Raw genomic sequence first — 17127 nt, 5'->3', positions numbered from 1 at the left:
TTATGCAGGAGTGAGGGTACCTATCGGGTGATGGACTCGCTCGTTCCCGGTGGCACGCTCGGCGTCGTCGGCGGCGGCCAACTCGGCCGGATGCTCGCGGAGGCCGCGAGCCCGCTCGGCGTCGACGTGGTCGTCCTCGACCCGACCCCCGACTGCCCCGCCTGTCCGCCCGCGGCCGACCAGCTCGTCGCCGACTTCGACGACCCCGACGCGCTCGCCTCGCTCGCCGAGCGCGCGGACGTGGTGACCTACGAAATCGAGTTGGCGGACGCGGACGCGCTCGACGCGCTCGACGCGCCCGTCCACCCCGCGCCCGACTCCCTGCGGACGACGGGCGACAAACTGACCGAGAAGCGAGCGCTCGCCGACGCCGGCCTCCCCGTCCCCTCGTTCCGCGAGGTGGAGTCCGAGGCCGCCCTCCGCGACGCGTTCGACGACCTCGGCAGCCCCCTCATGCTGAAAGCCAGGCGCGGCGGCTACGACGGCCGCGGGAACCACGTCGCCGCCACCGTCTCGGACGCCGTCGACTACTTCGACGACCTCACCGGCCTCGTCGCGGAGGAGCTCGTGGACTTCGAGCGCGAACTCTCCGTCATCGGCGTCCGCGGCGACGGCGAACGCGACGCGTTCCCCGTCGTGGAGAACGTCCACGAGGACGAAATCCTCCGCGAGACGACTGCGCCCGCCCGCACCGACGACGCCACCGTCGAACGCGCCCGCGACGTCGCGCTCGACGTGCTCGACGCGCTCGACGGCCGCGGCGTGTTCGGCATCGAGCTGTTTGAACTGGATGGGGACGTGCTCGTGAACGAGATCGCGCCCCGCCCCCACAACTCGGGGCACTACACCATCGAGGGCGCGCGCACCTCGCAGTTCGAACAGCACGTGCGCGCCGTGCTCGGCCTCCCGCTGGGTTCGACGGAACTCCGGGGGCCGACGGCGATGGCGAACCTCCTCGGAACCGGCGCGGAGCGCCCCGCGACCCTCGACGGCGCGGACGAAGCGCTCAGCGTGGAGACCGCGGCGCTCCACTGGTACGGAAAGGAGCAGGTGCGGCCCCTGCGGAAGATGGGGCACGTCACCGCGAGCGGCGACGACACCGAGGAGGCGCTCGCTCGCGCGCGAACCGCCCGCGACGCACTCGACTTCCAATGACCGTTCAAGACCTCATCGACTTCTTCGAGACGGACGCCGAATCGGACCGCGAGCACACGCCCGACGTGGGGATCGTGATGGGGTCGGACTCCGACCTCGACACGATGGCCGGGGCCGCGGAGGCCCTCACCGACCTCGGGTTCGCGGAGGAGACAGACCCCGAGAACCCGCCCGCGGGCTACTCGTTCGAGACGTGGGTGGTGTCCGCGCATCGGACGCCCGACCTCATGTACGCGTACGCCGACACCGCCGGCGACCGCGGCCTCGACGTCGTCATCGCGGGCGCTGGCGGGAAGTCCGCCGACCTCCCGAACATGACCGCGTCCATCGCCTACCCCGTGCCCGTCGTCGGCGTGCCCGTGCAGGAGAAGTCCGTGGACTCCGTCATCGGGATGCCGACGGGCGCACCTCTGACGGCCGTGGACGCCGGGAAGTCCTACAACGCGGGCCTCTCCGCCGCGCAAGTGCTCGCGCGCTCCGACGCCGACCTCGAAGCCCGCCTCCGCGACCTCCACGACGACCGCCGCGCGGGCGTCGCGGCCGTCTCCCGCGACCTCCACGACCGCGGCGTCGAGGGCTTTCGCGAGCGCCGCGACGACTGAGCGAACCCGTTCCTTCGAGACGACGCGAAACGCCCGTAGACGCCGTCGTTCGCCCGTCGATGGAAGAATCAACGTTTATAGGTGTGGCTGCTGAATCGACAGACGATACGGAGTTATGAACACCTGGATCGCCATCGGCGCGCTGGCGGCTGTCGGCGTCATCATCCCTCTCTCGATGGTGGCCGTCTCCACCCTGCTACGTCCCAGTGTGCCCGAACAAGGGAAACGCGCCGCGTTCGAGAGCGGCGAGGTTCCGACCGGGAGCACGCGTCTTCGGTTCAACATCCAATACTACATGGTCGCGCTGCTGTTCGTCGTCTTCGACATCGAGACCGTGCTCATTCTCCCCTGGACCGTCATCTATCGGTCCGCGGTCGACAGTCAGGGCCTCGTTGCCGCGCTCGCACCCATGCTCGTCTTCATCGGCGTTCTCGTCGTCGGACTCGTGTGGGCGTGGCGGAACGGCGCGGTGAGTTGGGTGCGGAACCCACGGTACGAGTACAAGCATGAGTAGTGACACGCCACGGGACGCGATAGCCGAAAGTACAGCGCCGCAGACCAAGACCCGGGAGGCCCGCATGGGCGAGGGCGTCGACGACCGCTTCAACTCGAAACTGCGCGAAGCGCTCGGCACGTCCCCGTTCATCCTCACGAAGTTCGATAAGTTCATGGACTGGGTTCGCGGGAACTCGATGTTCATGCTGCAGTTCGGCATCGCCTGTTGCAGCATCGAGATGATGCACACGTACGCGGTCAAACACGACCTCGACCGCTTCGGATCCGGCGTCCCGCGCGCCAGTCCGCGGCAGGCCGACGTGATGATCGTGCCCGGAACCATCGTCTCGAAGTTCGCGCCGCGGATGAAGCGCGTCTACGACCAGATGCCCGAACCGAAGTTCGTCGTCGGCATGGGGTCGTGTACGATCTCCGGCGGGCCGTTCCAGGAGGGCTACAACGTCCTCAAGGGCGCGGAGGAGGTCATCCCCGTGGACATCCACGTCCCCGGGTGTCCACCCCGCCCCGAAGCGCTCGTCTACGGCGTCGTGAAACTCCAGGAGCGCGTGATGAACGGCGAGAGCGCGCCCGTCACGGTGAAGCCGTACGAACTGGAGGAGTTCGGCGACCTCGACCGGGACGAACTCGTACAGGAACTCGCGGGCGAGATAGACGAAGAAACGCTCGTCATGCGGTACAACTGGGCTGACTCGCCATGAGTCAGGCCGACGAGACGCCCGACGAGGAGTCCGAACCGTCGGTGGAGCCGATGGGCGTCGACTACGACGCGCTCGAAGAACTGCTCGGGGACGCCGTGGTCGGCCGCGAGAGCCACCTGAACGCGGACGGGTTCGTGGTGCGCGCCGACCGCGTCGAGGAGTCGCTGAGCGCGCTGAAGGAGGACGCCGGATTCGACCACCTCTCCGCCGTGACGAGCCAGGAGTACGAGGATCGCTTCGAGTCCATCTACCACCTGAAGAAGTACAACGACCCGACGGAGGAGGTGTCCGTGGTGGTGCCGACGAGCCGAGACGACCCCGTGAGTCAGTCCGCGTCCTCGGTGTTCAAGACCGCGGAGTGGCACGAACGCGAGGCGTACGACCTCGTCGGCGTCCAGTACGACGACCACCCCGACCTCCGCCGCATCCTCCTGCCGGAGACGTGGCAGGGCCACCCGCTCGGCCGGGACTACAACCAGAACAAGCCCCAGATCGTGACGTTCGAGGAGAACAAGAACCCCCTCGAGGGTAAGTTCCGGGACGAGGAGTCGGACACGATGTTCCTCAACATCGGCCCGCACCACCCGGCGACCCACGGCGTCCTCCACCTCGAAACCGTATTGGACGGCGAGCAAGTGGTGGACGTGGAACCCGACATCGGCTACCTCCACCGCTGCGAGGAGCAGATGGCGCAGAACGGGAACTACCGCTACCAGATCATGCCGTACCCCGACCGCTGGGACTACGCGTCCGCCGGGTTGCTGAACGAGTGGGCGTACGCCCGCACCGCGGAAGACCTGAACGACATCGAGGTGCCGGAGTACGCGCAGGTCATCCGGACGATGGGCGCGGAGCTCTGCCGCATCGCCAGCCACATGCTCGCGCTCGGGACGTTCTGTCTCGACATCTACGGCGAGTTCACGGCGATCTTCATGTACGCGATGCGCGACCGCGAGAACGTCCAGAAGCTCCTCGAAGACCTCACCGGCCAGCGGATGATGTTCAACTACTTCCGCCTCGGCGGCGTGGTGTGGGACATCCCCGAACCCCGGGAGACGTTCTTCGAGAACGTCCGTGAGTTCCTCGACGAACTTCCGAGCCGCCTGGAGGAGTACCACGACCTCATCACGGACAACGAACTCTTCCAGCTCCGCGCCGTCGACACCGGCGTCCTCGAACCGGAGACGGCGAAGGATTACGGCGTCACCGGCCCGGTCGCCCGCGCGTCCGGCGTGGACTACGACCTCCGCCGCGACGACCCCTACGGCTACTACGAACACCTCGACTGGGACGTCGTCACCGAGTCCGGGAAGGACAACTACAGCCGGCTGCTCGTGCGGATGCGGGAGGTCGAGCAGTCCGCGCGCATCATCGAACAGTGCGTCGACCTCCTCGAAGACTGGCCCGAGGACGACCGGGACGTCCAGTCGAACGTCCCGCGGACGCTCAACCCCGAGGAGGACAGAGAGACGTATCGCGCGGTCGAGGGCGCGAAGGGTGAACTCGGCGTCTACATCCGCTCGGACGGCACCGGGAAGCCCGCGCGCTTCAAGATTCGAAGCCCGTGCTTCTCGAACCTGCAGGCGCTCCCCGCGATGAGTAACGGCGAGTACATTCCAGACCTCATCGCGACCCTCGGCAGCCTCGACATCATCCTGGGTGAGGTAGACAGATGAGCACGCTCCCCGTCACTATCAGCGAACTGCTCGGGTACGGCGCGACCCCGCCGCTCTGGGTGGAGGTGCTGAGCGCGCTGCTCGCCGCGGCGTTCGTCGCGACGCTGCTGTTGACGCTGAGCGCCGTCGCCGGTCCGTGGGCGAAGCGGAAGATCACGGCGGCGTTCACCGACCGCATCGCCGTGAGCAAGGTCGGGCCGTTCGGCCTGTTCATCATCGTCGCGGACGCCGTCCGCCTGCTGTCGAAGGAACGCATCGTCCCCGAAGGCGTCGACCGTCCCGCCTGGGATCTCGCCCCCTTCGTCCTGCCGTTCAGCGCGCTCCTCGGATTCGCCGTGATTCCGATGGGAAACGGCATCCAGCTCGCTGACCCCGAGGTCGGTATCGCGTTCGTCTTCGCCGTCTCCTCGCTCTCCGTCCTCGGTATCGTCGCCGGCGGCTACGCGTCGTCGAACAAGTACTCGTTCCTCGGCAGCATGCGCGCGGTCGCCGAGAGCATCGCGTACGAGATTCCGCTCGTCGTCACGGCCGCTTCGGTCGTGCTGCTCGCCGGATCGCTACAGATGAGTGAAATCGTCGCCGCGCAGTCCGAGACGCTCGCCGTTATCGCCGGCGTCCGCATCCCGATGTGGTTCGGGTTCGTGAACCCGTTCGCGTTCGCGCTGTTCCTCGTCGCGAACCTCGCCGAGGTCGGGAGAAATCCCTTCGACCTCGCGGACGCGCCGAGCGAACTCGTCGCAGGCTACCAGACCGAGTATTCGTCGGTGTACTTCGTCCTCTTCTACCTCGGGGAGTTCCTCCACATCTTCCTCGGCGGCGCAATCATCGCCACGCTCTTCCTCGGCGGCCCCGCCGGCCCGTGGCTCCCCGGTATCGTCTGGTTCATCGCCAAAATCTGGGCGGTGTTCCTCTTCACGCAGTGGTGTCGGTCCGCGGTTCCCCGCGTCCGGATCGACCAGCTCATCGAGATGGGGTGGAAGGGCATGCTCGTACTGTCCTTCGCAAACCTCGTTCTCACCGCAGTCATCGTGGGGGTGATCGCATGATAGGCGTACTCAAATCCATGGCGACGACGATGAAGCACGCGCTCGACGGGAAGACGTTCACCGTCGAGTACCCCGATACGGCGCCCGAGGTGAGCCCGCGGTTCCGCGGGATTCACAAGTTCAGTCAGGAGCGCTGTATCTGGTGTCGGCAGTGCGAGAAGGTGTGTCCGAACGACACCATCCACATCGTCACCGACGACAAGCGACAGGGCGAACAGTACAACCTCCACGTCGGTCAGTGCATCTACTGCCGGCTCTGCGAGGAGGTGTGTCCCGTGGACGCCATCCTGCTGACGCAGAACTTCGAGTTCACCGGGGACACCAAACACGACCTCGCGTACAACAAGGAGCAGCTGAAGAACGTCCCGTGGTACAAAGACCTGGATCCGCTCGCGGCCCGCGAGCCCGACCGGTCGGCGTGGGTCGGCGAGGGCGAAGGCGAGGTGGATTACCAGTGACGCTCGTCGAAACGGGAGCGTTCGCGGTGCTCGCGCTCGTCACGCTCGCGTTCAGTCTGGGCGTCGTGCTGATGCGTGACGTCTGGCACTCGGCGCTGATGCTGGGGGGCGCGCTCCTCTCGCTCGCCGTTCACTTCGTGTGGCTGAACGCGGAGTTCCCGGCGGCGATGCAGGTGCTCGTGTACGTCGGCGGCGTGCTCGTGCTCATCGCGTTCGCGGTGATGCTCACGCGCGCAGCCGACGACGAGGAACCGGAGGTGGCGGGCTGATGGCGCGTTCGCGCTTCGCCGATCTCGACCTCCTCCCCGGTCTCGCCGCCGTCGCGCTGTTCGCCGTGATGGCGGCGGCGTTCCTCGGCGCGAGCCTCCCCGATCCCGCGGGCTACCCCGCGGACGCCACGCTCATCGCGGACATCGGGTACTCGCTCTTCGACTTCACGGAGCAGAGCGGCGCGCCGACCGAGGGCTTCCTCGCCGCGTTCGAACTCATCGACCTCGTCTTGGTCGCGGCGCTCGTCGGCGCGGTGCTCCTCGCGAAGCGCGAGGACGGCAGCATCGGCAACCCGCTCAAGTGGGGTGACGACGAGTGATCCCCACGGAGTACTTCCTCCTGTTGTCCGCCGGCATCTTCTGCATCGGCGTGTTCGGCGTGCTCACCCGGCGGAACGCATTGGTCTTCCTGATGAGCGTCGAACTCATGCTGAACGCCGCGAACCTCAACTTCATCGCGTTCAGCCACATGCACGGCAACCTCGTCGGCCAGACCTTCAGCCTGTTCGCGATGGCGCTCGCGGCCGCGGAGGTCGCCGTGGGCATCGGTATCGTGCTCACCCTGTACCGGAACTTCAAAGGCGTCGATGTGACGATTCCTACGTCAATGAGGTGGTAAGATGGCGGGTGCACTCGACTACGCTGCGGCGATTCCCGCCCTGCCGCTCGCCGGATTCCTCGTCGCGCTCCTCGTCGGCCACTACGCGCCGCGCGTCCTCCCCAGGGACGGCGCGATTCCCGGAATCCTCGCGACCGCAGGGTCGCTGCTGCTGTCCGCGTGGGTCTTCCTCGCGGTCAGCGGCGGCGAAACGCTGAACGAAGAACTCTACACGTGGGTCGCGGGCGACGGCACCTTCAGCCTCCACTTCGGCCTGCTCGTCGACCCGCTGTCGGCGATGATGGCGGTTCTGGTGTCGGTCGTCTCGCTCGCGGTTCACGTGTTCAGCCTCGGCTACATGAACGCCGAGAACGAACCCGGCCGGCCGCGCTACTACGCCGGCCTCGGCTTGTTCACCGCGAGCATGCTCGCGTTCACGCTCGCCGACAACCTCCTGATGAGCTTCGTCTTCTTCGAACTCGTCGGGTTCTGCTCGTGGTGGCTCATCGGCCACTGGTACACCCGGCCCGGCCCCGCGAGCGCCGCGAAGAAGGCGTTCCTCGTCACGCGCTTCGGGGACTACTTCCTCCTCCTCGGTCTCGTGGGGATTCTCGGGACGTTCGGCACCGCGACGTTCACCGAACTCCCCGAACTCGTCGCCGCCGGTCTGGAGGGCGGTGCGACGACGTACTTCGGACTGAGCGCGCAGAACTGGTTCGCCGCCCTCGGACTCCTCGTCCTCGGTGGCGTCATCGGGAAGTCCGCGCAGTTCCCGCTCCACACGTGGCTCCCGGACGCGATGGAAGGCCCGACGCCCGTGTCGGCGCTCATCCACGCCGCGACGATGGTCGCGGCCGGCGTCTACCTCGTCGCCCGGATGTACGGCGTGTACGCGCAGCTCCCGACCGTGCTCGCGGTCATCGCGCTCGTCGGCGGGTTCACGGCGCTGTTCGCCGCGACGATGGCGCTCGTGAAGCGCGAAATCAAGCAAGTGCTCGCGTACTCCACCATCAGCCAGTACGGCTACATGATGCTCGGCCTCGGCGCCGGCGGGTACGTCGCGGGCGTCTTCCACCTGCTCACCCACGCCGTCTTCAAGTCTCTCCTCTTCCTCGGCGCGGGCGTCGTCATCGTCGCGATGCACCACGACGAGGACATGTGGAACATGGGCGGATTGAAGGACAAGCTTCCAGTGACGTACTGGGCGTTCCTCGCCGGATCGCTCGCGCTCGCCGGCGTCGTGCCGTTCGCGGGGTTCTGGTCGAAGGACGCCGTCCTCCACGAGGCGCTCGTGTTCGGCCTCGGCGGGAACACCGCTGTGCTCGTCGCCGCCGTGCTCGGACTGATCGCCGTGTTCTTCACCGGGTTCTACACGATTCGGATGGTGCTCCTCACCTTCCACGGCGAACCCCGGACGAGCGAGGCGGAGTCCGCGCACGACGCGGGGTGGAGCATGAAACTCCCCGTCGCCGTGCTCGGCGTCGGCGCGACCGTCGTCGGGTTCGTCAACCCCGGCCTGATTCACGAACTCACGGGCGCGAGCGTCACCTTCCTCGACTCGTGGCTCCAGGGCCCCATCGAGGCGACCGCCGCGCACCACTACCACGACCTCGTCGTCGCGAACGCCGCCTACACCGCGACCGCGGTCAGCACGCTACTGACCGCGGGCGTCTCCCTCGCGCTCGCGCTCGCCGGCGTCCTGCTCGCGTGGGTGCTCTACCGCGGCCCCGAACCCACCGAGCACACGGAGAAACTCGGCGCCGCGAAGACCCTGCTCTACAACAACTACTACCAGGACGAGTTCCAGGACTGGCTCGCGACCGGCGTCGCGCTCCCCGTCTCCCGGGGCGCGAGCAAGTTCGACCAGGGAATCGTCGACGGCGTCGTCGACGGCGTATCGAGCGTCACCCTCTTCAGCGGCGCGCAGACCCGCCGCCTGCAGACCGGACGGGTGTCGAACTACCTCACGCTCCTCACGCTCGGCCTCGTCGTCGTGCTCGCCGTGGTCGGGTTCCTCGGGGGGTGGTTCTAGATGTTGATAGAAGCCTTACTCGCAGTCACGTTCCTGAGCGCCGTCGCCGTGTTCGCCGCGCCCGAGAAGTGGGCGGCGGAACTCGCGGCCGCGCTCAGCGTCCTGCCCCTCGCCGGCAGTCTCCTGTTGTACAGTCGCTACGACGGAGCGGGCAACGCCCTCCTCCAGAGCGGCACGCCCGCCTTCGAGACCACGCGGCAGTGGATCTCGCTCGGCGAGTACGCGCTCCAGTGGCACGTCGGACTCGACGGGATCAGCCTCCCGCTCGTCGTGCTCACCGCCGTGATGACGACGCTCGCCGTCGTGACCGCGTGGAACTACATCGACGAGCGCCGCTCCGCGTTCTACGCGCTCCTCCTGTTCACGGAAGCCAGCCTGTTCGGCGTGTTCGCCGCGCTCGACTTCTTCGTCTGGTTCGTGTTCTGGGAGTTCGTGCTCGTCCCGCTCTACCTCCTCATCTCGGTCTGGGGCGGCCCCCGGCGGTCGTACGCCGCCATCAAGTTCTTCGTGTACACGAACGTCGCGAGCCTCGTGCTGTTCGTCGGCTTCATGCTCGTCGTGTTCGCGTCGCCCGTCGAGTCCTTCGACCTCGCGGCCGTCGCGGCCGCCGTGCGCGGCGACGAACTCACGACGTTCTACGGCCTCGCGCCCGACACCGTCACGACCGTCGCGTTCTTCGCGCTGTTCTTCGGGTTCGCGGTGAAGACGGCGCTCGTCCCGTTCCACACGTGGCTCCCGGACGCGTACACGGAAGCCCCGACTCCGGTCACGCTCGTGCTCGCGGGCGTCGTGACGAAGATGGGGACGTACTCGCTGTTGCGGTTCAACGTCACGATGTTCCCCGAGACCACGCGCGAGTTCGCGCCGCTCCTCGCGGCGGTTGCGGTCGTCACCGTCCTGTACGGGTCGTTCGTCGCGGTGAGCCAGCAAGACCTCAAGCGCATCGTCGCGTACACGTCGATTCCCTCGATGGGGTTCGTGCTCCTCGGCCTCGTCGCGTACACGACGTACGGCCTCGCGGGCGCGACGTTCCAGATGGTGAGCCACGGCCTCCTCATCGGCCTGCTGTTCCTCGCGGTCGGCGCGATCGAGCGATCCACGGGAACCCGGATGGTCGATAAGCTCTCCGGCGTCATGTCGGAGATGCCCGTCACGGGAAGCCTGTTCGTCGCGGGCGCGTTCGGCTACATGGGCCTCCCGCTGATGAGCGGGTTCGCCGCGGAGTTCTTCATCTTCACCGGCTCCTTCCAGGCCGCCTACGAGAACGCCGCGCTCCTCACGGCCGTCGCGATGTTCGGCATCGTCGTCATCGCCGGCTACCTGCTGTGGACGATGCAGCGCGTCCTCTTCGGCCCGTACGCGGTCGACACGGACGCCGCGGTCGCCGACCCGGCGCGGAGCGCGCTCGCGCCCGGCGTCGTGCTCGTCCTCTTGGCTATCGGACTCGGCGTCGCTCCCGACGCCCTCATGCGTATGATTCAGGACTCCGTCACCGCGATTCTCGGAGGTGGTGTATAGATGGTCGAACTCCCACCGCTCTCTCCGCAGTACGTCCTCGCGCTCGCGGCGCTGCTCGTGCTCGCGGTTGACGCCATCGCGCCCGGCGAGCGCAAGGACGGCCTGCTCGCGGCCATCGCGGCCACAGGCGCGCTCGTCGCGACCGGACTCGCCGTCTGGTTCGCGTGGGCCGGCACCGGCCGTGACGCCCTCACCGCGTTCGAGGGCGCGCTCGTCGTCGACGACCTCGCGCTGTTCTTCACGGTGCTCGTCGGGTCGGTCGCGGCGCTCGTCGTGGTCGCGTCCTACGACTACGTCCGCGAGCACGCGCACGCCGCCGAGTACTACGCGCTCGTCCTGCTCGCCACGACCGGGATGAGCGCGCTCGCGGCCGCGAACAGCCTCGCGACCGTGTTCGTCGCGCTCGAACTCGTCAGCCTCCCCTCGTACGTCCTCGTCGGCTTCCTGAAGTCGAACAAGGACAGCGTAGAGGCGAGCATGAAGTACTTCCTCGTCGGTGCGGTCTCCAGCGCGGTGATGCTGTACGGCATCAGCCTCGTCTACGGCGCGACCGGCTCGCTCGCCCTTTCGGACATCGCGGCCGCCGCGTCCGAGCAGTCCTTCGCGGGCGTGTTCGGCGTCGGCGTGCTGATGGTGCTCGGTGGGTTCCTGTTCAAGACCGCGAGCGTCCCCTTCCACTTCTGGGCGCCCGAGGCCTACGAGGGCGCACCCGCACCCATCAGCGCGTTCCTCTCGTCGGCGTCGAAGGCCGCCGGGTTCGCCGCCGCGTTCCGCGTCTTCACGACCGGCTTCCCGCTCGACGCCGTCGCGTCCACGGTGAACTGGGCGCTCGTCATCGCCGTGCTCGCCGCGGTGACGATGACGCTCGGGAACTTCGCCGCCGCCCGTCAGGAAGCCGTCAAGCGCATGCTCGCCTACTCCAGCATCGGCCACGCAGGCTACGTCCTCATCGGCCTCGCCGCGCTCGCCGGTGACGCCGACGGCCTCGTCCTGGGCGCGAGCATGATGCACTTGTTCGCGTACGGGTTCATGAACACGGGCGCGTTCCTCTTCGTCGCGCTCGCCGAACACTGGGGCGTCGGCGAGACGTTCGAGGACTACGCGGGCCTCGGACGCCGCGCACCAATCGCCTCCCTGGCGATGACCGTGTTCGTGTTCAGCCTCGCCGGCCTCCCCGTCGGCGCGGGCTTCCTCTCGAAGTACTTCCTGTTCGCGTCCGCCGTCGACGCCGGGTTCGTCTGGCTCGTCGCCGTCGCGGTCGTGAACAGCGCGCTCTCGCTGTACTTCTACTCGCGCGTCGTGAAGGCGCTCTGGGTCGCGTCCGACAGCGAGTTCGACATCCGCAGTCGGCCCGCCGGCCTGTACGCCGCAGTCGTCACCGCGGGCGTCGTCACCGTTCTCCTCCTCGTCGCGTTCGACCCCGTCGCGGACACCGCCGTCGCTGCGGCGACCACCCTCCTCGGGTAGTCGTCCGGTAGACGGTAGGTTTTAGGCCGGCGGCAGGATACCCGGACGTGATGGTATTCCGGCTCGTCCTCGGGTGTGGGACGACAGGCAACGCCGTCGTGGACGAACTCAGCGGGGAGCCCGGCGGCCTGCTCGTTCTCGACTCGGATGCGAGCCGCGTCGAGTCCCTCCGAAACGAGAAGGTGCCCGCGGAGACGGCCGACATCACCGACTCCGCCAGCATCGACCGCGAGACGAACCCCGACATCGTGTTCGTCGGTGCGGACGAGCCCGAGACGAATCTCGGCGGCGTTCGCGCCGTCACCACGGCGTATCCGGACGCGTACGTCGTCGCGTTCTCGGGGTTCGGCGCGACCCGGTCGACGCGGGACGCGCTCGCCGCGTCCGCCGACCGCGTGGTCGACGTCGGGGCTGCCGTCCTCGACGACGTGGCGAACACCGCTGCTCGCAGCGATTCGCGGTGCGTACACGCCCTCCGCGGCACCCTGCAGGCCGTCGAGGGCCGGCTCGCGGTGTTCATGCACGACAACCCCGACCCGGACGCGATCGCGTCCGCGGTCGCGCTCACTCGTATCGCCGACGCCGTCGGCACGCCCGCGGATCCCTGTTACTTCGGCGAAATCAGCCATCAGGAGAACCGGGCGTTCGTGAACCTCCTCGACCTCGACCTCGTGAACCTCGACCCGGACGCCAGCCTGGACGACTACGCGGGCATCGCGCTGGTCGATCACTCGCAGCCCGGCGTGAACGACCAGCTCCCGCCCGACACCGACGTGAACGTGGTTATTGACCACCATCCCTCTGACGGCGCTATCGACGCCGACTTCGTGGACGTGCGGCCTGAGATGGGCGCGGCGAGCACGATCCTCGTCGAGTACCTCCGCCAGCTCGGCGTCGACCTCGACACGTCCGTCGCCACCGGTCTCCTGTACGGGATTCGCGTGGACACGAAGGACTTCTCCCGGGAGATCACCACTGCGGACTTCGAGGCCGCCGCGGAACTCCTCGCGTACGCGGACGTGGACGTTCTGGAGCGCGTTGAAAGCCCGAACGTGAGCGCGGACACGTTCGACGTCATCGCGCGCGGCATCGGGAACCGCCAACTGAACGGATCGGTGCTCGCGTCCTGTGTCGGCGCTATCAACGACCGAGACACGCTCTCGCAGGCCGCCGACCGATTGCTCGCCATGGAGGGCGTCACCGTCACGTTCGTCTACGGATTCATGGACGGCACCGTGTACGCCTCGGCCCGCGCCCGCGGTGCGGACGTCGACCTCGGGAGCGCGCTCCGCGAGGCGTTCGACGACCTCGGGAGCGCGGGCGGCCACGCCGACATGGCGGGCGCGCAGATCCCGATGGGCGTCTTCGACGTATTGGAGGACGACGCAGCGGACGAACTCCAGGGCGTCCTCGAAGACACAATCGCGGCCCGGTTTTTCGACGCGGTACGGTAGCAGGGCTTTTGCTCCCCGGAGCTCTCTAGTAGGTATGGACGAGGCGTTTGCGGGCGGCCCCGGGAAACCGAAGGTCAGCGAGTACATGACGCGAGACGTGCAGACCGTCTCGCCCGACGACACCGTCGCCGAGGTCGCAGAACGCATCGCGAAGAGCGACGGCCACAACGGGTTTCCAGTCACTGAGGGGCGCCGCGTCGAGGGATTCGTGAGCGCGCGCGACCTCCTGCTCGCGGACGGGGACGCCGCGATCTTCGCGGTGATGAGCGACGACCTCATCGTCGCCCATCCCGACATGGACGTGACGGACGCCGCGCGCGTCATCCTCCGTTCCGGCATCCAGAAACTCCCCGTCGTGGACGACGCCGACCACCTCGTGGGAATCATCTCGAACGCGGACTTCATCCGCTCCCAGATAGAGCGCGCGACCCCGGAGAAGGTCGGGAAGCTGATGCGCACGCTCGAATCCATCCACGGCGTGGACGCCGACGAGGAGCGCCGCACCGTCCGCCTCAGCGACATCGTCCCGACGCAGAACCGCGTGTACGCGGACGAACTCGAAGGCCGCCAGTACGAACTCGAACGCGGACTCACCGAACCGCTCGTCGTCATCGACAACAGAGGCGACCTCCTGCTCGCTGACGGCCATCACCGCGTGAAGGCCGCGGAACAGGCCGGCATCGAGGAGATGGACGCGTACGTCATCGTGCTCGACCGACGCGTCGACCTCGGGATGGCGAAGACGGCCGAGAAGGAGGGCCTCGAATCCGTGGCGGACATCGAGGTCGTGGACTACGCCCGCCACCCGCTCGTCGAGAGCACCGAACGCCTCCAGTGATCCCTTCTGGGTTCTGGAACGGTTACACGCCATGGGGAGTGACCGCGGGGTTGGCGCAGACGATCCGTGACACACAATCGAGTGGGGGCACACAGACACTCGCGGTGCGCGGCTACGACTGCTGAAACGGTACGCTCCGCCGACGGCTGCTGACAGCACGGCAACGCCGACGACACCGCCATCGCGGTCGCCTCGGTCGTCGGTTACGCTGCCGTTCACTACTGTCACCGCTGGGCGGGCCGAGTTGGCGTGGAGGTGGACACGCGGAAGCTTAATGGATTGTGCGGCAAAATTTGTGGTATGTTCGACGAGGAGGATCTCTCCGAGATTCGAGAGGCGCGCGCGGACTGGGAGGCGGACACCCTCGACCCCGTTCTGGAGACGTACGGCGAGCGCAAAGACCGGTTCGCGACCGTCTCGAACCTCGAAGTCGACCGGCTCTACGACCCCACGGACGTCGAGGACTTCGACTACACCGAAGACCTCGGGTATCCCGGCGAGTACCCGTACACGCGCGGCGTCTACCCCACGGGCTACCGCGGGCGGACGTGGACGATGCGGCAGTTCGCCGGCTTCGGAACCGCAGAGGAGACGAACGAGCGCTTCCACTACCTCATCGAGAACGGCCAGACCGGCCTCTCCACCGCCTTCGACATGCCGAGCCTGATGGGCCTCGATTCGGACGACCCCATGAGCCTCGGCGAAGTCGGGAAGGAGGGCGTCGCCGTCGACACCCTCCGCGACATGGAGATCCTGTTCGACGGCATCGACCTCAGCGAGGTCTCGACGAGTTTCACTATCAATCCGAGCGCGCCGGTCATCTACGCGATGTACGTCGCGCTCGCCGACCAGCAGGGCGTCGACCGGAGCGAGCTCCGCGGAACGCTCCAGAACGACATGCTCAAGGAGTTCATCGCGCAGAAGGAGTGGGTGATTCCGCCCGAGCCCAGTCTCGATCTCGTCACTGACACCGTCGAGTTCTGCACGCGGGAGACGCCGAAGTTCCACCCCATCTCGATTTCGGGCTACCACATCCGCGAAGCCGGCAGTACGGCCGCCCAAGAGCTGGCGTTCACGCTCGCGGACGGGTTCGCGTACGTCGAAGACGCCATCGAGCGCGGCCTCGACGTGGACGAGTTCGCGCCCACGCTGAGCTTCTTCTTCAATTCGCATAACTCGCTGTTCGAGGAGGTGGCGAAGTTCCGCGCCGGCCGCCGCATCTACGCCCGCACGATGCGCGAAGAGTACGGCGCGACAGACGAGGCGTCCCAGAAGCTCAAGTTCCACACGCAGACGGCCGGCCAGAGCCTGACCGCCCAACAGCCGCTGAACAACGTGATTCGCGTGACGATTCAGGCGATGGCCGCCGTTCTCGGAGGGACGCAAAGCCTGCACACGAACTCTTACGACGAAGCGCTCGCGCTCCCCTCTGAGGACGCGGTGCGGGTCGCCCTGCGCACCCAGCAGATTCTCGCCGAGGAGTCCGGCGCGGCGGACATCGTCGACCCGCTCGGCGGGAGTTTCGCCGTCGAAGCCCTCACGGACGAGATGGAGGAAACGGTTCTCGAGTACCTCGCGGAGATCGAGGAGCTGGGCGACGGCTCGATTCGAGACGGCGTCCTCCGCGGCATCGAAGAGGGCTACTTCCACCGGGAGATTCAGGAGTCCGCCTACGAGTACCAGGAGCGCGTGGACGCCGGCGAGGAAGTCGTCGTCGGCGTGAACGAGTACGCGAGCGACGACGACGAGGAACTCGACCTCCTGCACGTGGACGAGGAGGCGGCCCGGGAACGACAGCTCTCACGGCTCGAATCCGTGAAGGACGAACGCGACGACGACGCCGTCGAGGACGCGCTCTCCGCGCTCGCGGACGCCGTCGAATCGGGCGAGAACACGATGCCGTACGTCGTGGACGCGGTGAAGGCGTACGCGACGATGGGCGAAATCATGGACGTGTTCGAGGCCGAACACGGCTCCTATCAGGAGACAGTCGGGCTCGCCTAGAGGTACGCGGCGTCCCAGCGGCTCGGTTTCCGGCTGTTCTCGCAGTCTCCACACTCCATGCGCTCCATAGCATTCATCACGATGTCGAAACTCCCGCAGTTCGAGCAGTAGTACCCGTACTTGTTCTCGCGGGCGTCGTCGGTGTACGCGACGTAGAACGGCGCTTCGCTCCCCCGCTCGCGTTCGTCGAGCGCGACGTACACGGTCTCGCCGTCGAGGTCGTGCTCTTCGAGGAAGTCCACAGGCCCCTCGGCGCTACGGCGCTTGCCGTACGTGTGTTCGTCGAACGACTCGCCGCCGACGTCGACGGTGTGCGTGCCGACGCGCTCGTAGCCGTGCGCGTGGTAGAACGCGTTCCCCTCGTCGTTCGCGGCGAGCACGACGCCCTCGACGCGGTTCGCGCCGCGCTCGAGCGCCCGCTCCTCCGCGCGCTCGAGGAGCGCTTCGCCGACGCCTTCGCCCCGGTTGTCGGGACGGACGTGCAGCCACTGGATTTCGGCCGCCGATTCGTTCGGCTCGTCGAGTTCGACCTCCGCGAACCCCACGACAGCACCCTCGACGGCCGCGACGACGTAGAACACGCCGTCCGCGGCGAGTCGGTCTGCGAGTCGATCCGGGTCGTACCACTCTCCGAGCATGCCCTCGACGGCGTCCTCGCCGAGCGCGTCCGCGTAGGACGCGTCGAGGGACGCCCGCGCGACTGCTCGAATCTCTTCAACGTCGCCGTCGGTCGCATCACGAACTTCCATGTCTCCCGATAGCACGGCCAGACACATAACCCGGACGGCGGACACGA

The 17127-nt window shown here is 67.4% G+C and carries 17 protein-coding genes; 16 read left to right on the top strand and 1 reads right to left on the bottom strand.

The window, feature by feature from the left end:
- Window positions 1-30: 30 nt before the first annotated feature.
- The 16 genes from FQU85_RS01750 (at window position 31) to FQU85_RS01675 (ending at window position 16331) form a co-directional block, all read left to right on the top strand.
- Window positions 31-1155 (top strand): 5-(carboxyamino)imidazole ribonucleotide synthase, encoded by a 1125-nt coding sequence (locus FQU85_RS01750; RefSeq protein ID WP_145843831.1) that lies wholly within the window; start codon window positions 31-33, stop codon window positions 1153-1155.
- On the top strand, window positions 1152-1757 hold the full coding sequence (gene purE / locus FQU85_RS01745; protein ID WP_145843830.1) for a 5-(carboxyamino)imidazole ribonucleotide mutase: 606 nt from the start codon (window positions 1152-1154) through the stop codon (window positions 1755-1757). Before FQU85_RS01750 ends, purE begins: the two co-directional genes overlap by 4 nt.
- A gap of 115 nt (window positions 1758-1872) precedes the next feature.
- The gene (locus FQU85_RS01740) at window positions 1873-2271 is read left to right on the top strand and encodes an NADH-quinone oxidoreductase subunit A (RefSeq protein WP_145843829.1); all 399 of its coding nucleotides are present in this window, start codon (window positions 1873-1875) and stop codon (window positions 2269-2271) included.
- Window positions 2264-2971: an NADH-quinone oxidoreductase subunit B gene (locus tag FQU85_RS01735; RefSeq protein WP_145843828.1), complete on the top strand. Its 708-nt coding sequence runs from the start codon at window positions 2264-2266 to the stop codon at window positions 2969-2971. The genes FQU85_RS01740 and FQU85_RS01735 overlap by 8 nt, the downstream gene beginning before the upstream one ends.
- Before the next feature lie 50 nt (window positions 2972-3021).
- Window positions 3022-4647, top strand: a complete 1626-nt coding sequence (locus FQU85_RS01730) for an NADH-quinone oxidoreductase subunit D (protein WP_370516777.1) — start codon at window positions 3022-3024, stop codon at window positions 4645-4647.
- Window positions 4644-5693, top strand: coding sequence for a complex I subunit 1 family protein (locus tag FQU85_RS01725; RefSeq protein WP_145843826.1), 1050 nt, complete (start codon window positions 4644-4646; stop codon window positions 5691-5693). The genes FQU85_RS01730 and FQU85_RS01725 overlap by 4 nt, the downstream gene beginning before the upstream one ends.
- Window positions 5690-6151, top strand: coding sequence for an NADH-quinone oxidoreductase subunit I (locus tag FQU85_RS01720; protein WP_145843825.1), 462 nt, complete (start codon window positions 5690-5692; stop codon window positions 6149-6151). Before FQU85_RS01725 ends, FQU85_RS01720 begins: the two co-directional genes overlap by 4 nt.
- Window positions 6148-6420: an NADH-quinone oxidoreductase subunit J gene (locus FQU85_RS01715; protein ID WP_145843824.1), complete on the top strand. Its 273-nt coding sequence runs from the start codon at window positions 6148-6150 to the stop codon at window positions 6418-6420. Before FQU85_RS01720 ends, FQU85_RS01715 begins: the two co-directional genes overlap by 4 nt.
- A complete protein-coding gene (locus FQU85_RS01710; protein ID WP_145843823.1) occupies window positions 6420-6740 on the top strand; it encodes an NADH-quinone oxidoreductase subunit J in 321 nt (106 codons plus the stop codon). The genes FQU85_RS01715 and FQU85_RS01710 overlap by 1 nt, the downstream gene beginning before the upstream one ends.
- Window positions 6737-7039: an NADH-quinone oxidoreductase subunit NuoK gene (nuoK, locus tag FQU85_RS01705; RefSeq protein ID WP_145843822.1), complete on the top strand. Its 303-nt coding sequence runs from the start codon at window positions 6737-6739 to the stop codon at window positions 7037-7039. The genes FQU85_RS01710 and nuoK overlap by 4 nt, the downstream gene beginning before the upstream one ends.
- Before the next feature lies 1 nt (window position 7040).
- Window positions 7041-9050 (top strand): NADH-quinone oxidoreductase subunit L, encoded by a 2010-nt coding sequence (nuoL, locus tag FQU85_RS01700; protein WP_145843821.1) that lies wholly within the window; start codon window positions 7041-7043, stop codon window positions 9048-9050.
- Entirely contained in the window at window positions 9051-10568 is a 1518-nt protein-coding gene (locus tag FQU85_RS01695) for a NuoM family protein (protein WP_145843820.1), read from the top strand.
- Window positions 10569-12035: an NADH-quinone oxidoreductase subunit N gene (locus FQU85_RS01690; protein ID WP_145843819.1), complete on the top strand. Its 1467-nt coding sequence runs from the start codon at window positions 10569-10571 to the stop codon at window positions 12033-12035.
- A gap of 50 nt (window positions 12036-12085) precedes the next feature.
- The gene (locus FQU85_RS01685) at window positions 12086-13489 is read left to right on the top strand and encodes a DHH family phosphoesterase (RefSeq protein WP_145843818.1); all 1404 of its coding nucleotides are present in this window, start codon (window positions 12086-12088) and stop codon (window positions 13487-13489) included.
- A 34-nt stretch (window positions 13490-13523) separates the two neighbouring features.
- Window positions 13524-14327, top strand: coding sequence for a CBS domain-containing protein (locus FQU85_RS01680; protein WP_145843817.1), 804 nt, complete (start codon window positions 13524-13526; stop codon window positions 14325-14327).
- Window positions 14328-14627: 300 nt separating this feature from the next.
- Window positions 14628-16331 carry a methylmalonyl-CoA mutase gene (locus FQU85_RS01675; RefSeq protein WP_145843816.1) on the top strand — a complete coding sequence of 568 codons (1704 nt, stop codon included), beginning with the start codon at window positions 14628-14630 and terminating at the stop codon, window positions 16329-16331.
- Here the strand turns inward: FQU85_RS01675 and FQU85_RS01670 are convergent.
- Window positions 16328-17080: a GNAT family N-acetyltransferase gene (locus FQU85_RS01670; protein WP_145843815.1), complete on the bottom strand. Its 753-nt coding sequence runs from the start codon at window positions 17078-17080 to the stop codon at window positions 16328-16330. The two genes, FQU85_RS01675 and FQU85_RS01670, sit on opposite strands and share 4 nt — an antisense overlap.
- Between the last annotated feature and the right edge of the window lie 47 nt (window positions 17081-17127).

The sequence above is a fragment of the Salarchaeum sp. JOR-1 genome (assembly GCF_007833275.1).
GTDB lineage: Archaea > Halobacteriota > Halobacteria > Halobacteriales > Halobacteriaceae > Salarchaeum.
This window is presented reverse-complemented; position numbering and strand designations above follow the sequence as displayed.